The sequence below is a fragment of the Streptomyces sp. NPDC092370 genome (genome assembly GCF_044755265.1).
Lineage (GTDB): Bacteria > Actinomycetota > Actinomycetes > Streptomycetales > Streptomycetaceae > Streptomyces.
Genome location: NZ_JBIVQO010000016.1, coordinates 121,497 through 138,075, shown reverse-complemented (window position 1 = coordinate 138,075; position 16,579 = coordinate 121,497). Strand labels below are relative to the sequence as shown.

The 16,579-nt window shown below is 69.8% G+C and carries 10 protein-coding genes and 7 pseudogenes; 12 read left to right on the top strand and 5 right to left on the bottom strand.

Going from position 1 to position 16,579, the window contains the following annotated elements; translation table 11 throughout:
* Window positions 1–51: 51 nt before the first annotated feature.
* From ACIQHQ_RS34305 to ACIQHQ_RS34290, 4 genes are all read left to right on the top strand, one after another.
* A complete protein-coding gene (locus ACIQHQ_RS34305; protein WP_402619733.1) occupies window positions 52–1,257 on the top strand; it encodes an MFS transporter in 1,206 nt (401 codons plus the stop codon).
* A 174-nt stretch (window positions 1,258–1,431) separates the two neighbouring features.
* Complete coding sequence (locus ACIQHQ_RS34300) at window positions 1,432–2,778, top strand: flavin-containing monooxygenase (RefSeq protein ID WP_402619730.1); 1,347 nt, start codon at window positions 1,432–1,434, stop codon at window positions 2,776–2,778.
* A complete protein-coding gene (locus ACIQHQ_RS34295; RefSeq protein WP_402619727.1) occupies window positions 2,775–3,650 on the top strand; it encodes an SDR family NAD(P)-dependent oxidoreductase in 876 nt (291 codons plus the stop codon). The genes ACIQHQ_RS34300 and ACIQHQ_RS34295 overlap by 4 nt, the downstream gene beginning before the upstream one ends.
* Window positions 3,647–5,077, top strand: a complete 1,431-nt coding sequence (locus tag ACIQHQ_RS34290) for an aldehyde dehydrogenase family protein (RefSeq protein WP_402619724.1) — start codon at window positions 3,647–3,649, stop codon at window positions 5,075–5,077. Before ACIQHQ_RS34295 ends, ACIQHQ_RS34290 begins: the two co-directional genes overlap by 4 nt.
* A gap of 50 nt (window positions 5,078–5,127) precedes the next feature.
* Here the strand turns inward: ACIQHQ_RS34290 and ACIQHQ_RS34285 are convergent, their stop codons facing one another.
* Complete coding sequence (locus ACIQHQ_RS34285; RefSeq protein ID WP_402619721.1) at window positions 5,128–6,180, bottom strand: AraC family transcriptional regulator; 1,053 nt, start codon at window positions 6,178–6,180, stop codon at window positions 5,128–5,130.
* 83 nt (window positions 6,181–6,263) lie between these two features.
* A pseudogene (locus ACIQHQ_RS34280) lies at window positions 6,264–6,410 on the bottom strand (aldehyde dehydrogenase family protein); the annotation flags it as partial.
* Between the two features lie 115 nt (window positions 6,411–6,525).
* Between ACIQHQ_RS34280 and ACIQHQ_RS34275 the strand changes: the two are divergent.
* Both ACIQHQ_RS34275 and ACIQHQ_RS34270 read left to right on the top strand, forming a co-directional pair.
* Window positions 6,526–6,708, top strand: a pseudogene (locus tag ACIQHQ_RS34275) (GntR family transcriptional regulator); the annotation flags it as partial.
* Window positions 6,707–6,913 (top strand): annotated as a pseudogene (locus tag ACIQHQ_RS34270) (alpha/beta hydrolase); the annotation flags it as partial. The pseudogenes ACIQHQ_RS34275 and ACIQHQ_RS34270, both read left to right, overlap by 2 nt.
* Window positions 6,914–7,185: 272 nt before the next feature.
* Here ACIQHQ_RS34270 and ACIQHQ_RS34265 read toward each other — a convergent pair.
* Window positions 7,186–7,430: pseudogene (locus ACIQHQ_RS34265) on the bottom strand (transposase); the annotation flags it as partial.
* A 975-nt stretch (window positions 7,431–8,405) separates the two neighbouring features.
* On the opposite strand from ACIQHQ_RS34265, the gene ACIQHQ_RS34260 reads away from it, so the two are divergent.
* The 3 genes and pseudogenes from ACIQHQ_RS34260 to ACIQHQ_RS34250 all read left to right on the top strand — a co-directional run.
* Window positions 8,406–9,854, top strand: a complete 1,449-nt coding sequence (locus ACIQHQ_RS34260) for a family 43 glycosylhydrolase (protein ID WP_402619786.1) — start codon at window positions 8,406–8,408, stop codon at window positions 9,852–9,854.
* A 141-nt stretch (window positions 9,855–9,995) separates the two neighbouring features.
* Window positions 9,996–10,124: pseudogene (locus ACIQHQ_RS34255) on the top strand (IS6 family transposase); the annotation flags it as partial.
* Window positions 10,125–10,362: 238 nt separating this feature from the next.
* Window positions 10,363–10,632 (top strand): annotated as a pseudogene (locus tag ACIQHQ_RS34250) (integrase core domain-containing protein); the annotation flags it as partial.
* A 304-nt stretch (window positions 10,633–10,936) separates the two neighbouring features.
* On the opposite strand, the gene ACIQHQ_RS34245 reads toward ACIQHQ_RS34250, so the two are convergent.
* On the bottom strand, window positions 10,937–11,584 hold the full coding sequence (locus ACIQHQ_RS34245; protein WP_402619718.1) for a hypothetical protein: 648 nt from the start codon (window positions 11,582–11,584) through the stop codon (window positions 10,937–10,939).
* A 261-nt stretch (window positions 11,585–11,845) separates the two neighbouring features.
* Here ACIQHQ_RS34245 and ACIQHQ_RS34240 point away from each other — a divergent pair, with 261 nt between their 5' ends.
* From ACIQHQ_RS34240 to ACIQHQ_RS34230, 3 genes and pseudogenes are all read left to right on the top strand, one after another.
* Window positions 11,846–12,601, top strand: coding sequence for a hypothetical protein (locus ACIQHQ_RS34240; protein WP_402619716.1), 756 nt, complete (start codon window positions 11,846–11,848; stop codon window positions 12,599–12,601).
* Between the two features lie 14 nt (window positions 12,602–12,615).
* Window positions 12,616–13,182: pseudogene (locus tag ACIQHQ_RS34235) on the top strand (transposase); the annotation flags it as partial.
* A 275-nt stretch (window positions 13,183–13,457) separates the two neighbouring features.
* Entirely contained in the window at window positions 13,458–14,351 is an 894-nt protein-coding gene (locus ACIQHQ_RS34230) for an META domain-containing protein (protein WP_402619713.1), read from the top strand.
* Between the two features lie 114 nt (window positions 14,352–14,465).
* Here the strand turns inward: ACIQHQ_RS34230 and ACIQHQ_RS34225 are convergent, their stop codons facing one another.
* On the bottom strand, window positions 14,466–16,574 hold the full coding sequence (locus ACIQHQ_RS34225) for an ATP-binding protein (protein WP_402619711.1): 2,109 nt from the start codon (window positions 16,572–16,574) through the stop codon (window positions 14,466–14,468).
* Window positions 16,575–16,579: the final 5 nt, after the last annotated feature.

The window sequence follows — 16,579 nt, the reverse complement described above, 5'->3', positions numbered from 1 at the left end:
GCACCGCCGAGGAACCCCGGTGACCTCCCACTCCGCACTGAGGAGCGCGCGGTGAACGCGCGAAGCGGCTCCGCCCTGACCTTCGGTGTGGCGGTGGCGCTCATCGCCGGAGTCACCCTCGGCAGCGGCGGGGCGAACGTGATGCCCGTGTTCGTCGACGACTTCGCGTCACGCTTCGGGCTGTCGGACTCCAGCGCCGGGCTCATGGCCGCCACCCAGCTGATGGCGACGGCGGTGGTGACGCTGCTGCTGGCCAAACGGGCCGCACGGCCGGGGCGGGTGCTGATGACCCGCTTCGGGCTGGCGCTCGCCGGGACCGGCTTCCTCGGAGCTGCGGCGGCCACCGGGCCGGTGACCCTGGTCCTGGCCAACCTGGTCGTAGGTGCGGGGCTGGGCGCGGTCTACGCGGCGGCCACCGCGGCGCTCGCCGCCACCGACGACGCCGACAAGGCGTCCGCCGTCACCATCTCCGGCACGGTCGGCGTGACCGCACTGCTCATCATGGGCGTCCCCGCGGCCAACCACGACATCGGGGAGGGCACCGGCTTCCTGCTCATGGCGCTGTGCTGCCTCCTCGCCTGGCCGCTGACACGCCGGCTCCCCGACGGCCCCGCCGGTCCTTCGGCGCCGTACGCCGGGCCCGCCGGTATCTCGAAGGCGACCGCGGCCAGGCCGTCGGGGGTCCTGCTCCTCGGGACGGGGCTCCTGTGGTCCGTCACCCAGGGCGCGTGGTCCTACGCCTCGGTCCTGGGCCGCCAGCACACCGGGATGTCCCACTCGGCCGTGTCGGCCGTCCTCGCGATCTCCAGCGTCGTCGCGCTCGCCGGAGCGGTGGTGGGCCCCTCGGCGGCGCGGCGCTTCGGGCGCATGCGGTCGATGGCCGTCTTCGTCACCGCGCAGGCCCTCGCGATGGCGGCCCTGATCCTCACCCACGACCCCGTGCTCTTCACCGTCGCGGCCGTCCTGTGGCAGACCTGCCAACTGGCCGTCCTGGTGCAGATGCTGGCCGCCGCGGCGCTCATCGACCCGACCGGACGCCTGGTCGCCTCCCTCAGCGGCGCGGGTGCCCTGGGCACCGGCATCGGGCCGCTGGCCGTCGGGGCGGTCCTGGACGCCGCCGGGGCGGAGGTCCTCGGCCTCGTCCTGGCGCTGGGCACCTTCGTCGCCTCGCTGCCCCTGCTGCGGATGACGGTGGCGGGCACGCAGGTATCGGCCGAGCGCGGGCCCGCGGCCTCCCCCGCCGCCGAGACCGGGTGACCACATGACCCGGTCAGGACGGCTCGACGCCGAACCGCCTCCGCGGCCCCGGACAGCAGCGGTCTGCCGCTGGCCGCTGAGGTCCCCTCCGTGGCCGCGGAGGTCAGTTCCCGCCGCCCGCGCGGTGCATAAGTTCCCCGCAACCCCTGATACTTCGTCGAAAGGAACAAACCAATGAGTGAGGACGAGTACGACACCTGCGTGATCGGCGCCGGACCCGCCGGACTGGCGGTCGCGAGGGCGCTGGCCGAGCGGGACCTGCCGTACACGCACATCGAGCGCCACACGGGGCCGGGCGGGCTGTGGGACATCGACAACCCGGGCAGCCCGATGTACGAGTCGGCCCACTTCATCTCCAGCAAGACCCTCTCCGGCTTCGGCGGCTACCCGATGCCCGACCACTTCGCCGACTACCCGCCGCACCGGCAGATCCTGTCCTACCTGACGTCATTCGCCGAGGCCTACAAACTCACGGACCGGATCGAGTTCGGCACCGAGGTCCGCAGCGTGGACAAGAACCCTAACGGCACCTGGACGGTCACCCGGGCCGACGGCCGGGCCAGTGCACACCGGCAGGTCGTCGTGTGTACGGGCGCGCAGTGGCACCCCAACGTCCCCGACCTGCCGGGCCACTTCACCGGAGAGATCAGGCACACGGTCACCTACCGCAGCAGCGCCGAACTGCGGGGCAAGCGGGTGCTGGTGGTGGGGGCGGGCAACTCCGGGCTGGACATCGCCTGCGACGCGGCGCGGACCGCCGACCACGCGGCGATCAGCATGCGCCGTGGTTACTGGTTCATCCCCAAGCACCTGTTCGGCCGGCCGGTGGACACCATCGCCGCGGGCGGTCCCCACCTTCCGATGTGGCTGCAGCAGAAGCTGTTCGGCGGCCTGCTGCGGCTCCTCAACGGCGATCCGCGCAGGCTCGGTCTGGAAAGGCCCGACCACAAGCTGTTCGAGAGCCACCCGGCCATCAACTCGCTGCTGCTCCACCACCTCCAGCACGGGGACATCACGGCCAGGCCCGGCATCGCCCGCACCGAGGGCCGGACCGTCCGCTTCACCGACGGCACCAGCGACGACTTCGACCTGATCCTGCTGGCCACGGGATACGTCCACAAAGTCCCCGTCGCGCAGAAGTACTTCGTCGACGAGCAGCACCCCGACCTCTACCTGTGCTCCTTCTCGCGCGAGCACGAGGGCCTGTTCGGCGTCGGCTTCGTGGAGACCAACTCCGGGGCCTACCGCCTCTTCGACAGCCAGGCCCAGCTGATCGCCTCCTTCATCCGGGACGCGAGGGCCGGGCTGCCGACCGCCGAGCGGTTCACCCGCATGATCCGCAGCGACCGGCCGGACCTGTCCGGCGGACTGAGGTTCGTCGACTCGCCGCGCCACACCGGCTACGTGCACAGCGAGGCCTTCGTGAAGTACCTCGGCAAGGTGGCCGAGGCAATGGGCTGGCGTACCGCGGGCCTGCCGCCCCGGGCGACGTCCGCGCGACAGGAGGCGGTGGCGTCATGACATACGACTTCCGTGACAAGGTCATCCTGGTGACCGGCGGCGCCGGAGGCATCGGCAGCGCCCTGTGCCACCGCTTCGCGGCAGGCGGTGCCCGCCTCCTCGTGGTCGACATCGACGAGCCGCGGGCCGAACGGACCGCCGCCGAACTGCCCGGGAGCGGGCACGCCGGGCTGGGCTGCGACCTGCTGGATCACGCCGCCGTGCAGCGGATGCTCGACGGCGTCGCGGCCACCCACGGCCGTATCGACGTCCTGGTGAACAACGTGGGCATGACCAGCGCCGAACGGTTCGACGTGCGCAGCGTCGAGAGCATCGAGCGGGAGATCGACGTCAACCTGGTCGCCCCGCTCGTCACGACCCGGCTCGCCGTCCCCCTGCTGAGAGCCTCCGGCGACCCCCGGGTGGTCACGACCGTGTCCCTCGGCGGGATCTTCCCGCTGGGCGAGACCCCGATCTACACCGCCGCGAAGTTCGGGCTGCGCGGCGCGATGCTCGCCATCGGGCTGGACCTCAAGGACAAGGGCATCAAGGCCGGTTCGGTGCTGCCGTCGGCGACCGACACGCGGATGCTGCGGCAGGAGGCCGTGGACGGCGGGAACTCCATGCAGTTCCAGGAACCGCCGCAGCAGCCGTCCGATGTCGTCGAGGCGGTCGTGAGCCTGCTGGACAAGCCCCGCCTTGAGGCCTATGTCAGGCCCGGCGAGTCCCGGCTGGTGCGGTTCGCGATGCTGGTGCCCAATCTGTTGCCGGGACTCTTCCCGCTGTTCCGCAAGCGAGGAGAGCGGGGCATAGCCCGCTATCTGGAGGATCTGCGCCGCAGGGGGCTGGCCCGCCAGGTCGGCGGCCGTTGGGAACTGGTGGAGGAAGCATGAGCGGGATGAACCTCACCGGTGCCCAGGAGACGCTCGACGTCGTCAATCCCGCGACCGGGCGGCTCCTCACCACCCTGCCGGCGGCGAGCGAGCAGGACGTCATGCTGGCGGCGGAGCGGGCGCACAAGGTCTTCGTCAGCGGGGCCTGGGCCGGCCGGTCCCCGCGCGAGCGAGCCGCTGTCCTGCTCCGCTTGGCCGACCTCATGGAGCGCCACGCCGGGTTCCTGGCCCGGCTGGACTGCGAGGACGCGGGCAAGCCCATCACGGAGTGCCGTACGGGCGACGTGCCCGCGGCGATCGAGTCGATCCGGTGGTTCGCGGAGGCGGCCGACAAGGTCTTCGGCCGCGTCGCCCCCACCGGTCACGAGAGCCTGGGTCTGGTGAGCCGGGAACCGGTCGGGGTGGCCGCCGCGATCCTGCCCTGGAACTACCCGCTCGCCATGGCCGCCTGGAAGGTCGGCCCCGCACTCGCCGCCGGCAACAGCCTGCTGCTCAAGCCCGCAGAGGCAACCCCCCGCTCCACCCTGCACCTGGCCGCCCTGGCGGCCGAGGCAGGCCTGCCGGAGGGCGTGCTCACCATCCTGCCCGGCCACGGCACCGTCACGGGGACGGCCCTCGCCCGCAACCCGCTGGTGCGCGCCCTGTCGTTCACCGGATCCACCGCCACCGGACGCCGGGTACTGGCGGCCGCGGCGGAGACCAACTTCAAGCGGGTCTCCTTGGAGATGGGCGGCAAGAGTCCACAGGTCCTCATGGCGGACGCGCTCGACTACGGCGACGAACTGATCGACAACATGATCGAAGCCGCGTTCCTCACCATGGGCCAGAACTGCACCGCCGGCTCCCGCGTCCTGGTCCACCACAGCATCGCCGACGACGTGCTGGACCGGTTCACCGCCGCCGCGAAGAGCCTCACCGTCGGCGACCCCGCCGGCGCGCGCACCCAGGTGGGGCCGCTCATCAGCCGTGCCGCCTTCGACCGGGTCGCGGCGGCGGTGGACGCGGCCCGCTCCGCAGGAGCCCACATCCACACCGGCGGTCTGCCGCACGGTCTGCCGCCGCGCGGCGCCTACTATCCGCCCACCGTGGTCAGCCGGGCCCCGGCGGGCTGCGACGTACTCACCAAGGAACTGTTCGGCCCCGTCGTCACCGTCCAGACCTTCACCTCCGAGGACGAGGCGGTGCGGTTGGCGAACGCGACCGAATACGGGCTCGCCGCCTCGGTGTGGACCCGCGACCTCGACGCCGCGTTCCGGCTCGCGCGGGGTGTCGAAGCCGGGGTGGTCTCCGTCAACGCGTACAGCGAAGGCGACATCACCACTCCCTTCGGCGGGTGGAAGCAGTCGGGGTTCGGGGGCGCGGAGAAGTCCACCGACGCCTTCGCGCAGTGGACCAGGGAGAAGACCGTCTGGATCCGCACGCGGTGACCGGGTGGCCCGGTAGGGCGTGGCACCCGTCGTGGGCACCGGCCCTACCGCTACGCGGCCGGCCCGCGCAGCCGGGCTGGGGCCACCCCGTGCCAGCGGTGCACTGCCCGCCGCAGTGCCCGCACGTCCGAGAAACCCGCCTGCCGGGCGATGTCCCGCAGCGTCAGCTCGGGGCGGCGCAGCAACTGCTCGACGCGCTCGCGGCGCACCCCGTCGACGACCGCCTCGTACGTCGTGCCGCACTCGGCCAGCCGACGGCGCAGCGTGCGCTCGCTGGAGGCGTGCCGCCGGGCCTGCTCGACGAAGGACGGCACGTCGGGCAGACTCTGCGCGATCGAGATCTCCAGTACCTCCAGCAGGTCCTGCTGATTGCGCCTGGACGCCGCCTGCTCCTCCAGGATCTCCACGACAGCGGTGTAGGTGACCGGGTCGCGGCCCGGCATCGGCCGCCCGGCCCATGCCGTCGGCAGCACCAGGCGGTTCCCCGCGGCGCCGAAACGTACCGGGCAGCGGAACAACTCCGTGAACGGCCCGGTGTCGCGGGGGGCGGGGAAGGCGAACTCCACGCTCTGCGGGGCGAACCCCTCTCCGGAATTCAGCCGCGTGAGGGCCACGACGCCGGCGAACGCCTCCTCCGCCAGAAAGACCGCGACCGCCGGATCGAGGGCGGGATCGGGCAGTTCGGCCCGCAGCGCGTAGCCGGCTTCCTCCGGCCCGGCCGACCAGACCACCATCGCCCCGGACAGGTTCTGGAAGCGCACGCCCGTCTCGACGGCCTCCCACAGGGTGCCGGCGGCCATCTGGGCGAACCCCAGGAGCCCCCAGGAGGTCAGGTGCTGCGCGGCACCCACCCGCAGGCCCAGGTGAGCGTCACCCGTGAGCTCCAGCGCCCGCCGGATGACAGCACCGCCCTGGCGGTAGGACACCCTCAGCGCCGCCGAGCACATCATCGCCTCGTCCAGCCCGACCCGGTTCAGCTCGGGCCAAAGGTCGACCCCGTACTCCTCGGTGACCGGGATGAGGCAGCGCAGGATGTTCGGCGGGATGGTCGCCGAGGTGCTGCGGCTGGTTCCCGGCTGGGCCGGGGCGGGGCTGTCGGGCATGGCGTTCCTTGTGACGGGGGGCGCTCGCTGCGCACACAGTAGAAGGGCTGTTTCCCCGATGCCGCTCAGGCGGGCCGCGGGCTGATGACCAGCTCTCTCGCCGCGGCCGCGAACCGCTCGACGACCTCCTCGGCGATATTGCGGTGTACCAGAACCCGGGAGCCGGCCGTGCAGTTCTGCCCCATGGTCAGGAACGCGGCTTCGATCATGTTGCCGATGAGCTCATCGCCGCCCCTTCCTCTCCCCCGGTCTGTTCCCGCACTGTTTCGGGCTCCGTTGACAACGGCCAGCACTCCCCTCCATCATCATTCCACTAATCGAGTAGTGGAATGATGATGGAGGGGAGTGGTGGCCGTGGAGTACCGCATCGACAGGCGGAGCGGTGTCCCCGCCTTCCAGCAGATCGTGCAGCAGACCAAGCAGGCCCTGCGGCTGGGCGTTCTGGTGCCGGGCGACCGGCTGCCCACTGCCAAGGAGGTCTCCGAGACGAGCGCGGTCAACCCGAACACCACCCTCAAGGCGGTACGAGTGGGATTCCCAGACGCCGCTGACCAGCGCCCAGGGCCTGCGCCGTGTGATCAAGGGGGCGAAGATGCTCACGGTCACCGGAGGCGACGGACACGGTGTCTACGGCTCCTACACGTGCGCCGACAAGACGGCCACCGCCTACCTGACCACCGGCAAGCTGCCGGCGAAGGACGTGACCTGCAAGGGTCCCACCGCAATACACTAGCGCGGCGGCCTCAACTCGCTGCCGGTCCCTGCTCGCAGGGTGTCCCAGGGCGGTGAGCCGCTGCTGACCTTCGGGTCGAAGTGAGTTTCGCGTGGATCCCGCCCGGGGAGGCCCCCGGCCGGGATCCACGTCGCGGGCGGAGGCACGTGCGACAGGACCGCCCTTGCGTGGCCCTCATGGCTGCTGTTGACATGCACGACGTGCGAGAGCCGGAACTGCCCGGACGTTTCCTGGCCGCCGAACCTGACGCGTTCACGGGACAACCTTGATCTTTAACCTGTGCGGCGCTGTCGTGGGGTTGTTGACTTCTTCGTTCGCTGTTTCGTAGTGCCTGGTTTGCGGACGGTGCACGTCGTAGCGCGGGGTGGGCCGGGTGTTCTCGCGGCCGGGCGGTCGTCCCAGGCCGGGGCGGGAGGATTTTGGTGCTCTGGCGGGGCACGCTGCCTGCGGGCGCAGGTGCCGAAAGTCGCGGCGGACGCGGGCCGGGGGTGAGCCTGTTCGGCGGGCTCGGCTTCTCGCAGGCGTCTTCTGATCCGTAGCTCCGTAGGATCGGGATGGTGTCGCGTGCCTGGGCAGTGCGGTCGGCGCCGCGGATGTCGAGATCCCCAAGGCTGTGAGCGCAAGGCGATCACCGGGAATTCGAGAAGGACGTTAGGGCGACCACAGCCAGGACGCTGGTAGACATGGTGCGCTCCAGTTATTCGACGTGCAGCGATCTCACTCACGCTCACAATCCGGAGATTGTTTGGCGAGCCCTTTCTGTCACCGCATACAACTCCGGAGAATCGAGCTCCACATTATTTGTCCGAGTATGGGTCGATGCGGCTTCCCATCTCTACTCTGGCCTTCACTCCGACGGCACGACGAAGGACGCGTGCGGTGCGCGCGAGCAGCGGGTTGCGGAGCTCGACGCGCTCGGCTCCGTCTCGCACCTTGAGGAACCTCTGGGGACGAACGCTTGCAGGACGCCATGGGCGTAAGAAGGATGCCGCTCGGCCTGGATCCACGACGTGCTTCTGGAGCGGGACGTGCTTGCCGCCGCCCGCATAAAGCATGGTGCTGTCCGGACTGAAGGCGAGGGTGTCGATGCTGCCGCCTGCGGTGGGCAGAGACGTTGCCGCCATGAGACGGTCTCACCGCGCTGCGCTACCTGATGCGCAGCCCACTGCCTCCGACGGATCACCGCGCACGGTCGGCGGCGTTGGGGATATCGGTTTCGCTCGACCCATTGACGGCACCCCTGAGCGGCCTTTACTTTTCGTCCGCAGTTCCGGACATTGTTCGTAATTTCGAAGGCGGTTAGGCGTGGTCTACCTCGGCGGCGACTACGCCCGCATCGTCAACGCCTCCACCGGCAGAGTCATGGACCTCGCCAGCCGTGCCACGCCAACCGCACCGACGTGCGCCGGTGGAGCTCTGGCTCAGCCACAACTGCCAGCAGCGGCGGCTCGTTCCCCACGACCGCCTGATCCCGAAGGGCCGTAACAGCAACATGAGGCATCTCGCCAGACGGGCTCTGGTGGCCGCGGCAGCCGCGCTCGCCGTGCTCACCACCGTGACCACCCCCGCCCAGGCCGCCGCGCCTGCGTCCCCCGCCGTCACCTTCACCAACCCAATAGCCGAGCAGCGTGCCGACCCGCACATCTTCAAGCACACCGACGGCTTTTACTACTTCACCGCCACGGTCCCCGCGTACGACAGGATCGTCATGCGCCGGGCCACCACCCTCCAGGGCCTCGCCACGGCTGCGGAGACCACCATCTGGACCAAGCACGCCAGCGGTGAGATGGGCGCCCACATCTGGGCCCCGGAGATCCACTTCATCGACGGCAAGTGGTACATCTACTTCACGGCCGGCTGGTCCAACGACATCTGGCGGATCCGCCCGTACGTCCTGGAGACCAGCGCGGCCAACCCGCTCACCGGCACCTGGACCGAGAAGGGCAGGATCAGCCTGCCCATGGACACCTTCTCGCTGGACGCCACCACGTTCACGCACAACGGCACCCGCTACCTGAGCTGGGCCCAGGAGGACCCGGCGTTCGGCAAGGGCACGCAGATCTACCTCGCGAAGATGGCCAACCCCTGGACCATCGAGGGCACCCCGGCCATGATCTCCAAGCCCCAGTACGCCTGGGAGACCGCCGGCGCCCGCGTCAACGAGGGCCCGGCCGTCATCCAGAAGAACGGCAAGGTCTTCATGACCTTCTCGGCCAGCGCCACCAACGCCAACTACTGCCTCGGCCTGCTGACCGCCGACGCCACCGCCGACCTGATGAACCCGGCCTCCTGGAGCAAGACTCCCACGCCGGTCCTCAAGAGCAACGACAAGACCAGCCAGTACGGCCCCGGCCACAACACCTTCACGGTCTCCGAGGACGGCAAGTCGGACATCCTCGTCTACCACTCCCGCAACTACAGGGACATCGTCGGCGACCCGCTCAAGGACCCCAACCGCCGCACCCGCTACCAGAAGATCTACTGGAACGCCGACGGCACACCCAACTTCGGCATCCCCGTCGCCGACGGTGTCACCCCCGTCCGCTTCTCCTCGTACAACTACCCGAACAGGTTCATCCGGCACTGGGAGTTCCGGGCCAGGACCGAAGCGGACGTCACCGAACTCGCCGACTCGCAGTTCCGCGTCGTCCCGGGCCTGGCCGGCAACGGCACCGTTTCCCTCGAATCGGCCAACTTCCCCGGCTACTACCTGCGCCACAAGAACAACGAGGTGTGGGTGGAGAAGGACGACGGCACCACTCTGTTCGACAACGACGCCTCGTTCCACCAGCGGGCCGGTCTTGCCGACTCCGCGACCGGTGTGTCGTACGAGTCGTTCAACTTCCCCGGCCGGTACATCCGGCACTACAACAACCTGCTGTACACCCAGCCGGTGACCACCACCCTCGGCCGGCAGGACGCCACCTTCTACAAGGAGTAAGACCGACCGGACGCACCGATCACGTCTCCGCGAGACAGGAGCCGATCCGGGCGACCGGGCTACGCCAGGAGCCGACTGATCAGTGAGCCATCGGCGCGTCCTCTCAGGACGGCGCGCGGGTGGCTCACTGCCGAAGTAGCGGTGCACCTTCGCAGCAGACTCCACCATCGTTTCCCGCTCAGCTTCCGCGAGGTCGAGGAGCTGATGCTCGAGCGGTGTGTCGTCGCCTCCCGCGAGACGGTCCGCCGCTGGTGCGTGAAGTTCGGCCCGGCCTACGCCGCGAGCTGCGTCGCCGACTGTGGCTGAGGTGGACGTGGTGTTTCTGCTCGCCGTACGTCAGCCACGTGTCCGACCGCTCGGACTCGGGGAGCCGTTCCATGAGGGCGCCGGCTGCGGTGAGCGCGGCGCGGGCCTGCTCGCTCTGGTGGTTGAGGGCGTAGGCGCGGGCGGCGACCGCGGCCGCCGGCACCGCGGCGGCGGTCGGCCGGGTACACCGGGTTGTTCGCGTGTCACCGACATCGGCGCGAACTACCGCGCCGCCGTCTTCGCACGCTCCTTGACCCCGTGGGTCTCTCGCCACCAGCGGACCAGGCCTTACACGCCCCGGCACAACGGCAAGGTCGAGCGCTACCAGCGCATCCTCGCCGAAGAGTTGCTCTACGCCCGGCAGTGGACCTCCGAGGAAGAGCGAGCCCGGGCGATCACGGTCTGGAATGTCCGCTACAACTACCACAGGCCTCACACCACCGCCGGAAACCGCCCTCCCGCCTTACGCCTCACGCCTCCACGCGACGTCACCACGTCATGGGCAGCAACAGCTAGGTGTTTTCGGACGGCTCTTGGACGGTGTCGCGGAGCCAGATGGCGATCGCGGTGACGGTCAGGGTGCCGTTGACGATGTAGTCGCGCTTGTCATGCCTGGTGGCTGCCGCGCGGAACTGCTTCCACCCTGGCTCTGTGGTGCGGAAAGTGTTCCTACTCCGAGCTGGGGCGCGCAGCGGGCTGCGGTGGCAGCAGTCCCAGCGGCCCCACCCAGCATCTTCCAGCACTCCCGCCATCCGGCTGAGAGGCGTCGGGAACGCCTACCGCCGCCGGTTCCGGGGCATCAGGCCCGCGCGGCGGGCCAGGTCGTCCTCCGGTCCGGCGCCACGGCGCTTGCCCGGCGTCGAGCGGACGACGTAACGGAAGGGCAGCCCACCTGGTTCGGCGACCATGCCGCCGAACCTGGTGTCGCCGGCGAACCATACCCGGTCTGCCGAGCGGGGCCCCCTCGGACGGGGGCCGTCCCAGCCGTCGGCGGGGACGGGGAACGAGCAGTGGCTCTGGCCGTCCGGCTGGAGCAGCACCACCCGCCCGTCCGTCCCCCAGCGGCGGCCCCGGACCCGCTCGCCCTCGGCGGCGATCACCCGGACGTCCTGTGTCCTCACGGGCCAGACCTGCCAGCCGTAGGTGGACATCACCAGCCGCTCCCGGCGTCGCGCCCGGCGCCACAGCAGCGTCAGGCCGGCCGTGACCACCATGAGGGGGGCCAGGCAGGTCGCGGTGAGCAAGCCCGGGGCGGAGCCGGGGCCCGCAAGAAAGAGGACGGCCGCCAGCAGCAGCACTTCGGCGGTCAGTGCGAGTATGCCCCACCAGAGTCCGCGTTCACGCCGCCGCAGGACATCCTCGACGCCCGGCGTGTCCACCGCCACTCCGGGCAGCACCTCATAGCCGTACTCGGCAGCGATCATCACGTTTCCCCTCCCGGAATGGCCGTGGTGCGGCGGTTCACGGCCGCCGTCAAGGCCTTGGGCGGCGGCTCGCGGGCCTCCACCGCGACCAGAGCCTACTGGCCGCGCCCGCGGCCACGGCCCACGCGCCGAACGAACCGGAGGGGACGCGGACGGCGATGGTCCTCCGGCAGCTCCGGATGGCGGAGCCCCGGTGGCGGGGCGTTGCCGAGGGGCGGACGGTGTTCGGGACACGCCGTCGGAGCACGGAGGCGCACACCCATGCCGTCCCACGAGGGAATCCTCAGCTCGATCCTCTGCCAGTCGCCCCGTTCGAACCACAACATCCCCGGGGTGCCGGAACTCGATGTCGTCACCCTGCGGTGGAACGGCCAGGCCGTCGCACAGCGGGAAATGGAAACGGGACAGACCTGGTCCCTGGACATCACACGGCCCCTGCCTGCCCCGGCCACGGTCGAGGTGGTGATCCGGCCCAACGAGGAAGGCAGCGTCGAGGACGTCATCGGATCGGTGCAGCTGAGCGCGGCTGACGTGGGCACGGGCATCTCCGCCACCGACTTGCACGAGGTCCGTTTCGACGAGGCCGGGGCCCAGTACGAGCTGACCTACAAGGTTCGGCAGATCGACGACGTACCCGACCCCGCCCCGGCCCCCGCCCCGGCTGACGGGGTCCTCGGTTGGATCTTCTGCGAGTCACCGCGCTCGAACCACAACATCCCCGGCGTGCCGGAGCTCGACGTCGTGACGCTGCGGTGGAACGGCGAACAGGTCGCCCGGCGGGAGATGGAGCAGGGTGAGACCTGGTCCCTGGACGTCACGCGGCCCCTGCCCGGCCCGGCGACGATCGAGGTGGTGGTGCGAGCGAACGAGGACGGGAGCGTCGAGGACGTCATCGGCTCAGTGCAACTGGTCACGTCACTCGCGGGAGCCGGCTTCCAGGTGGCCCGTTTCGACGACGCCGGTGCGCGTTACGAGCTGACCTACCGGGTGAACCCGCACGCTCCCGGCGACGGTTAGCACTGCAACGGCCTTTGTGGCGCATTGTGACCGCGACACGGCGCGAGCAGGCCACCGGCTCTCACCCCGGTTCGCCCGTGGAGCCTGTCGCTTGAGGACCGCATCTTGCTGGTCACGGCGTACCGGCGGACGCATGCCGATGCGCCGGCTTGCCCGTTGTTCGGGATCTCCGATTCGTCCGCGGACCGGATCATTGGCCCACCTCGGACCGATGCTCGCTCTCCAGCAGCGGAAGCGGGTCCGCAAGGACACCGTGCTCATCGTGGATGGCCCCTTGGTGCCCACTCGCGACCACATGGTTGCCGAGCCTTCGAAGAACGATCGGTGCTCCGCTGCTCATCATGTGGTCATCGACCGCCGATACCCGCCGCGTCGTCGTGCTTGGCAGGCCGCTGCCGGACAATCGGCACGACTCCCGAGGGTGGGAGGAGTCCGGTGCCGAAGCCTCCGTCGGCAACACGATGACGATTGCCGACGGAGGCTATGAGGGCACTGGTCTGGTCATTCCACACCGTCGCCGCAAGGGCGAAGAACTCGGCCCGCACCGAGGGGCGCCTCACCCAGCGACCGGGAGGCGGATTCCGCCGTATGCCGTCGTGCAGTGAGCCGTATGCCGTCGTGCAGTGAGTCGAGGCCCCCGGCACCCCCGGGGCGCCCACCCGTCGTCGAGACCGAGTCGCTGACCTGGGACACGGCGCGCGACCGGGCGGCTGAAGTGGACGGACGCCCTCCATGAGGCCAAGGTGAGCGCCAGCGGAGAGCGGGCCGCTCTCGATGCGCTGCTGCCCTGGGTAGCTTCACGGCACAACGGACCGTAACGACCGAACCCAACTCCCGTCTCGTGCGTCCAAGAGGCATGAAGCGGACGACAAGCGTGAAATACGCCGCCGCGGCCCTGGCCGGCACCGCCGTGCTGGTCGCCTGCGGCACGGAGTCGGGCAGCGACAGCGGCTCGGTCGGAAACGGCGGGAAGACCACCGACGCCGCCGACGTCGCGGACATCCGCTGGGTGCCCCAGAAGGTCACCGTCGACGGCAAAACGTATGACCTGCCGACCGGGGAGAAGCACTTCCGGGTCGACCAGGCGCACATCACCTTCAAGCCCGGCGCCGCGGAACCGGATGTCGGCGGCGGTGAGTCAGGCGGCTCAGTGGGCTGCAACCACTTCGGTGCGGACGTCGAGATCGACGGTGACACCATGAAGATCACCGACCTGGCCTCGACCCAGATGGGTTGCCCCGGTCCCGTACAGGAGTTCGAGGAGCGCTTCCAAAGCGTCTTTACGGGCACCCTCAAGGCCGCCATCGAGGAACGCGACGGCACCAAGACCCTCACACTGACCAGGTCTGACGGCGACTCCATCACCCTCACCGAGGGAGCCGATGAGCCCGAGCCGGCCCTGAAAGGCACGAAGTGGTTCATCCACACCCTGGTCTCCGGCAAGGACGACGACGCTACGGCCCAGCCCCTGCCCAAGGGCGCCAAGGCTCACCTCGCCCTGTCCGAGGACGGCTCCGTGAGCGGCAATCTCGGCTGCAACAACTTCCGCGGCAAGGCGACCGTCAAGGACGGCAGCATCGAGTTCGGTCCGCTCTCGACCACGCGCATGCTGTGCGAGGGCTCGGTGATGAAGGCGGAGCGGGAGCTGACCGAGATCCTCGCCGACAAGGTGTCCTACCAGCACAAGGGCCAGGAACTGACCCTCACGACGGCCTCCGGGGACGGTCTCGTCGCCCATACGAAGACCTAGGAGGGCAAGAGGGCGTTTATGCAGGTCAAGCCGTACGCGCTACAGAGATACGGCGCATGCGCAGTCGCAGTCGCAGCTTTCCGAAGGAAGCCGTTCGCGTCTCGGCGGCCGCGGTCAGGGAGTGTCGGTCACCGGGTCAGTGGCTGTGAGGGGCAGACGTGCGGTCACGGTGGTGCCTTGCCCTTGGCGGGAGTGAATTTCGGTGGTGCCGCCGTGGTTGTCGATGATGGTGCGGACGATGGTCAGGCCCAGTCCGGTGCCGGGGATGGCTGCGTCATTGGCGTTGGACGCGCGGAAGAAGCGGGTGAACAGCTGTTTTTGTTCGGTGGCGGGGATGCCGATGCCGGTGTCGCTGACGATGATGACGGCGTGTCCGTCCTGCTGGGCGGCATGGACGCGGACCTGTCCGTTCTGAGGGGTGAACTTGACGGCGTTGGAGAGCAGGTTCATCAAAACCCGGTCGAGTTGGTCGCTGTCGGCTTCGCAGATGAGGGGCCGGTCGGGGCAGTCGGCTTCGAGGTGGACGGAGGCGGCTTCGGCGGCGGGCTTGATGGCGTCGACCGCGGCAGTCACCAGGGGGCGCAGGTCGATCGGCTTCTTCCGCGAGGTGTATTTGCCGGATTCGATGCGGGAGAGGGTCAGCAGGTCCTCGATCAGCGCGCGCAGGCGGTGGGCGTTGCGGGCGATGACGTCGAGCATCTTGTGCTGGGGGGCGGTCAGCGGGCCGGTTTCTTCGTCTGTGAGGAGTTCGACGTAGCCGACGATGCTGGTCAGCGGGGTGCGCAGTTCGTGGGAGACGGTGGACAGGAAGTCGCTCTTGGCCCGGTCCAGGGCGCGTAGTTCTTCCACCAGGCGTGCTTCTTGCTCGTAGAGCATGGAGGTGTGCAGGGCGCGCGCGACGCCGACAGCCATTGCTTCGGCTGTTTCCACCTCCACGCTCTGCCAGGGACGGTCAGTGCGGGTGCGGGCCAGGCAGATCGCCCCCAGGGGTTCGTCGCCGACGCCGAGCGGGACGACCGCCACCGCGTGCAGGCCCAGCCGGGCCGAGGCGACGCGGTTGGCCTCCGGCAGGCCGATCTCGCCGAAGGAACCGGGCGCGCCGGGCACCGGCCGGGTTGACCCGAGGTAACCGGACAGGTCCGGGACCAGCCACGTCGTTCCCTGCTGGTAGTGGTCGCGGACCACGTCAGCGGGGATGCCCGGCAGTGCTTGCTGCTGGTCGGCGGGGAGGATGCCCGCTTGGGCCGACCAGGCCCGCACGACGGGCACGAGCGGACTGTCACCCTCACGGAGGAGGAGGAAGACGTAGTCGGCGTCCAAGCCCTCGCCGATCCCGGCGCAGGCCTCGCTCAACACGGTCGCCACGTCCAGGCGCTCGCGGATCCGCATCCCGGACTGCCGGGCGATCTCCGCCAGCCGATTGCGGTCCTGCTCGATGCGGCGCAGACGGTCGCTCTCGTCGGCCAGTTGGTTCACAGACTCGGCCACCGCGCGGGTCTCGCGGGGCCCTTCCGGCCGGACACGGGCGGAGTGCTCACCGGCCGTCAGCCCGGCGAGCGCCTGCTGGATCTGTCTCAGTGGGCCCACTACGCCACGGGTGGCCCTCCTCGCCGTATACAGGGACAGGGCAAGGGCCGTGGCGACCAGAGCGGCGAGCGCCGCGGTCCCAGCGGTGACGAGCGTGTCGGAACGGTCGTGCAGCCGCCGAATCTCGCTGCTGAGCTGAGCCTGCAACTGCTGGTTGGTGTCGGCGAAACGCTCGAGGGCGACACTGCCCGTCCGGGTGAGCTTCACCGCCTGCTCACTTCGGGGCGATGCCTTGCCCTGCTGGTCGGCGACCCTCACGTAGGCGCGCAGCTGCCGTTGCTGCATGTCGAGATTGTCATCCATCCCGCGCGTGGCGTGTCGGCGTACTACAGCCAGGAGGTCCGGATAGCCATCGCGGGCCTGACGGTAGTCATCGAGCAGCTCCCGGTCGCCGAGCAGGAGATAGCCGCGCATGGACCGCTGCATCTGCACCGCCTCCTGGTGCAGGCGCATATTGGCGGCCCAGGCCGGCTGCACACGGTCAGCGATCCGGTCCTGTACGGCGTTCTCCATGACCGCCCCGGTGACCGCCCCCGCCCCCACCAGGGCGATGAGTGCGGTGAGGACGCCGAAGGCGATGCCCAGCCGCCGCCCGACGCAGTCGCGCTCCTTTTCCATGACGTCCAGTGTCTTCACGTGCG

Excerpts from the sequence above, each read along its gene's own strand:
- ACIQHQ_RS34300 (WP_402619730.1), top strand. The coding sequence starts at position 1,432 with ATGAGTGAGGACGAGTACGACACCTGCGTGATCGGCGCCGGACCCGCC.
- ACIQHQ_RS34295 (WP_402619727.1), top strand. The coding sequence starts at position 2,775 with ATGACATACGACTTCCGTGACAAGGTCATCCTGGTGACCGGCGGCGCC.
- ACIQHQ_RS34290 (WP_402619724.1), top strand. The coding sequence starts at position 3,647 with ATGAGCGGGATGAACCTCACCGGTGCCCAGGAGACGCTCGACGTCGTC.
- ACIQHQ_RS34285 (WP_402619721.1), bottom strand. The coding sequence starts at position 6,180 with ATGCCCGACAGCCCCGCCCCGGCCCAGCCGGGAACCAGCCGCAGCACC.
- ACIQHQ_RS34260 (WP_402619786.1), top strand. The coding sequence starts at position 8,406 with ATGAGGCATCTCGCCAGACGGGCTCTGGTGGCCGCGGCAGCCGCGCTC.
- ACIQHQ_RS34245 (WP_402619718.1), bottom strand. The coding sequence starts at position 11,584 with ATGATCGCTGCCGAGTACGGCTATGAGGTGCTGCCCGGAGTGGCGGTG.
- ACIQHQ_RS34240 (WP_402619716.1), top strand. The coding sequence starts at position 11,846 with ATGCCGTCCCACGAGGGAATCCTCAGCTCGATCCTCTGCCAGTCGCCC.
- ACIQHQ_RS34230 (WP_402619713.1), top strand. The coding sequence starts at position 13,458 with ATGAAGCGGACGACAAGCGTGAAATACGCCGCCGCGGCCCTGGCCGGC.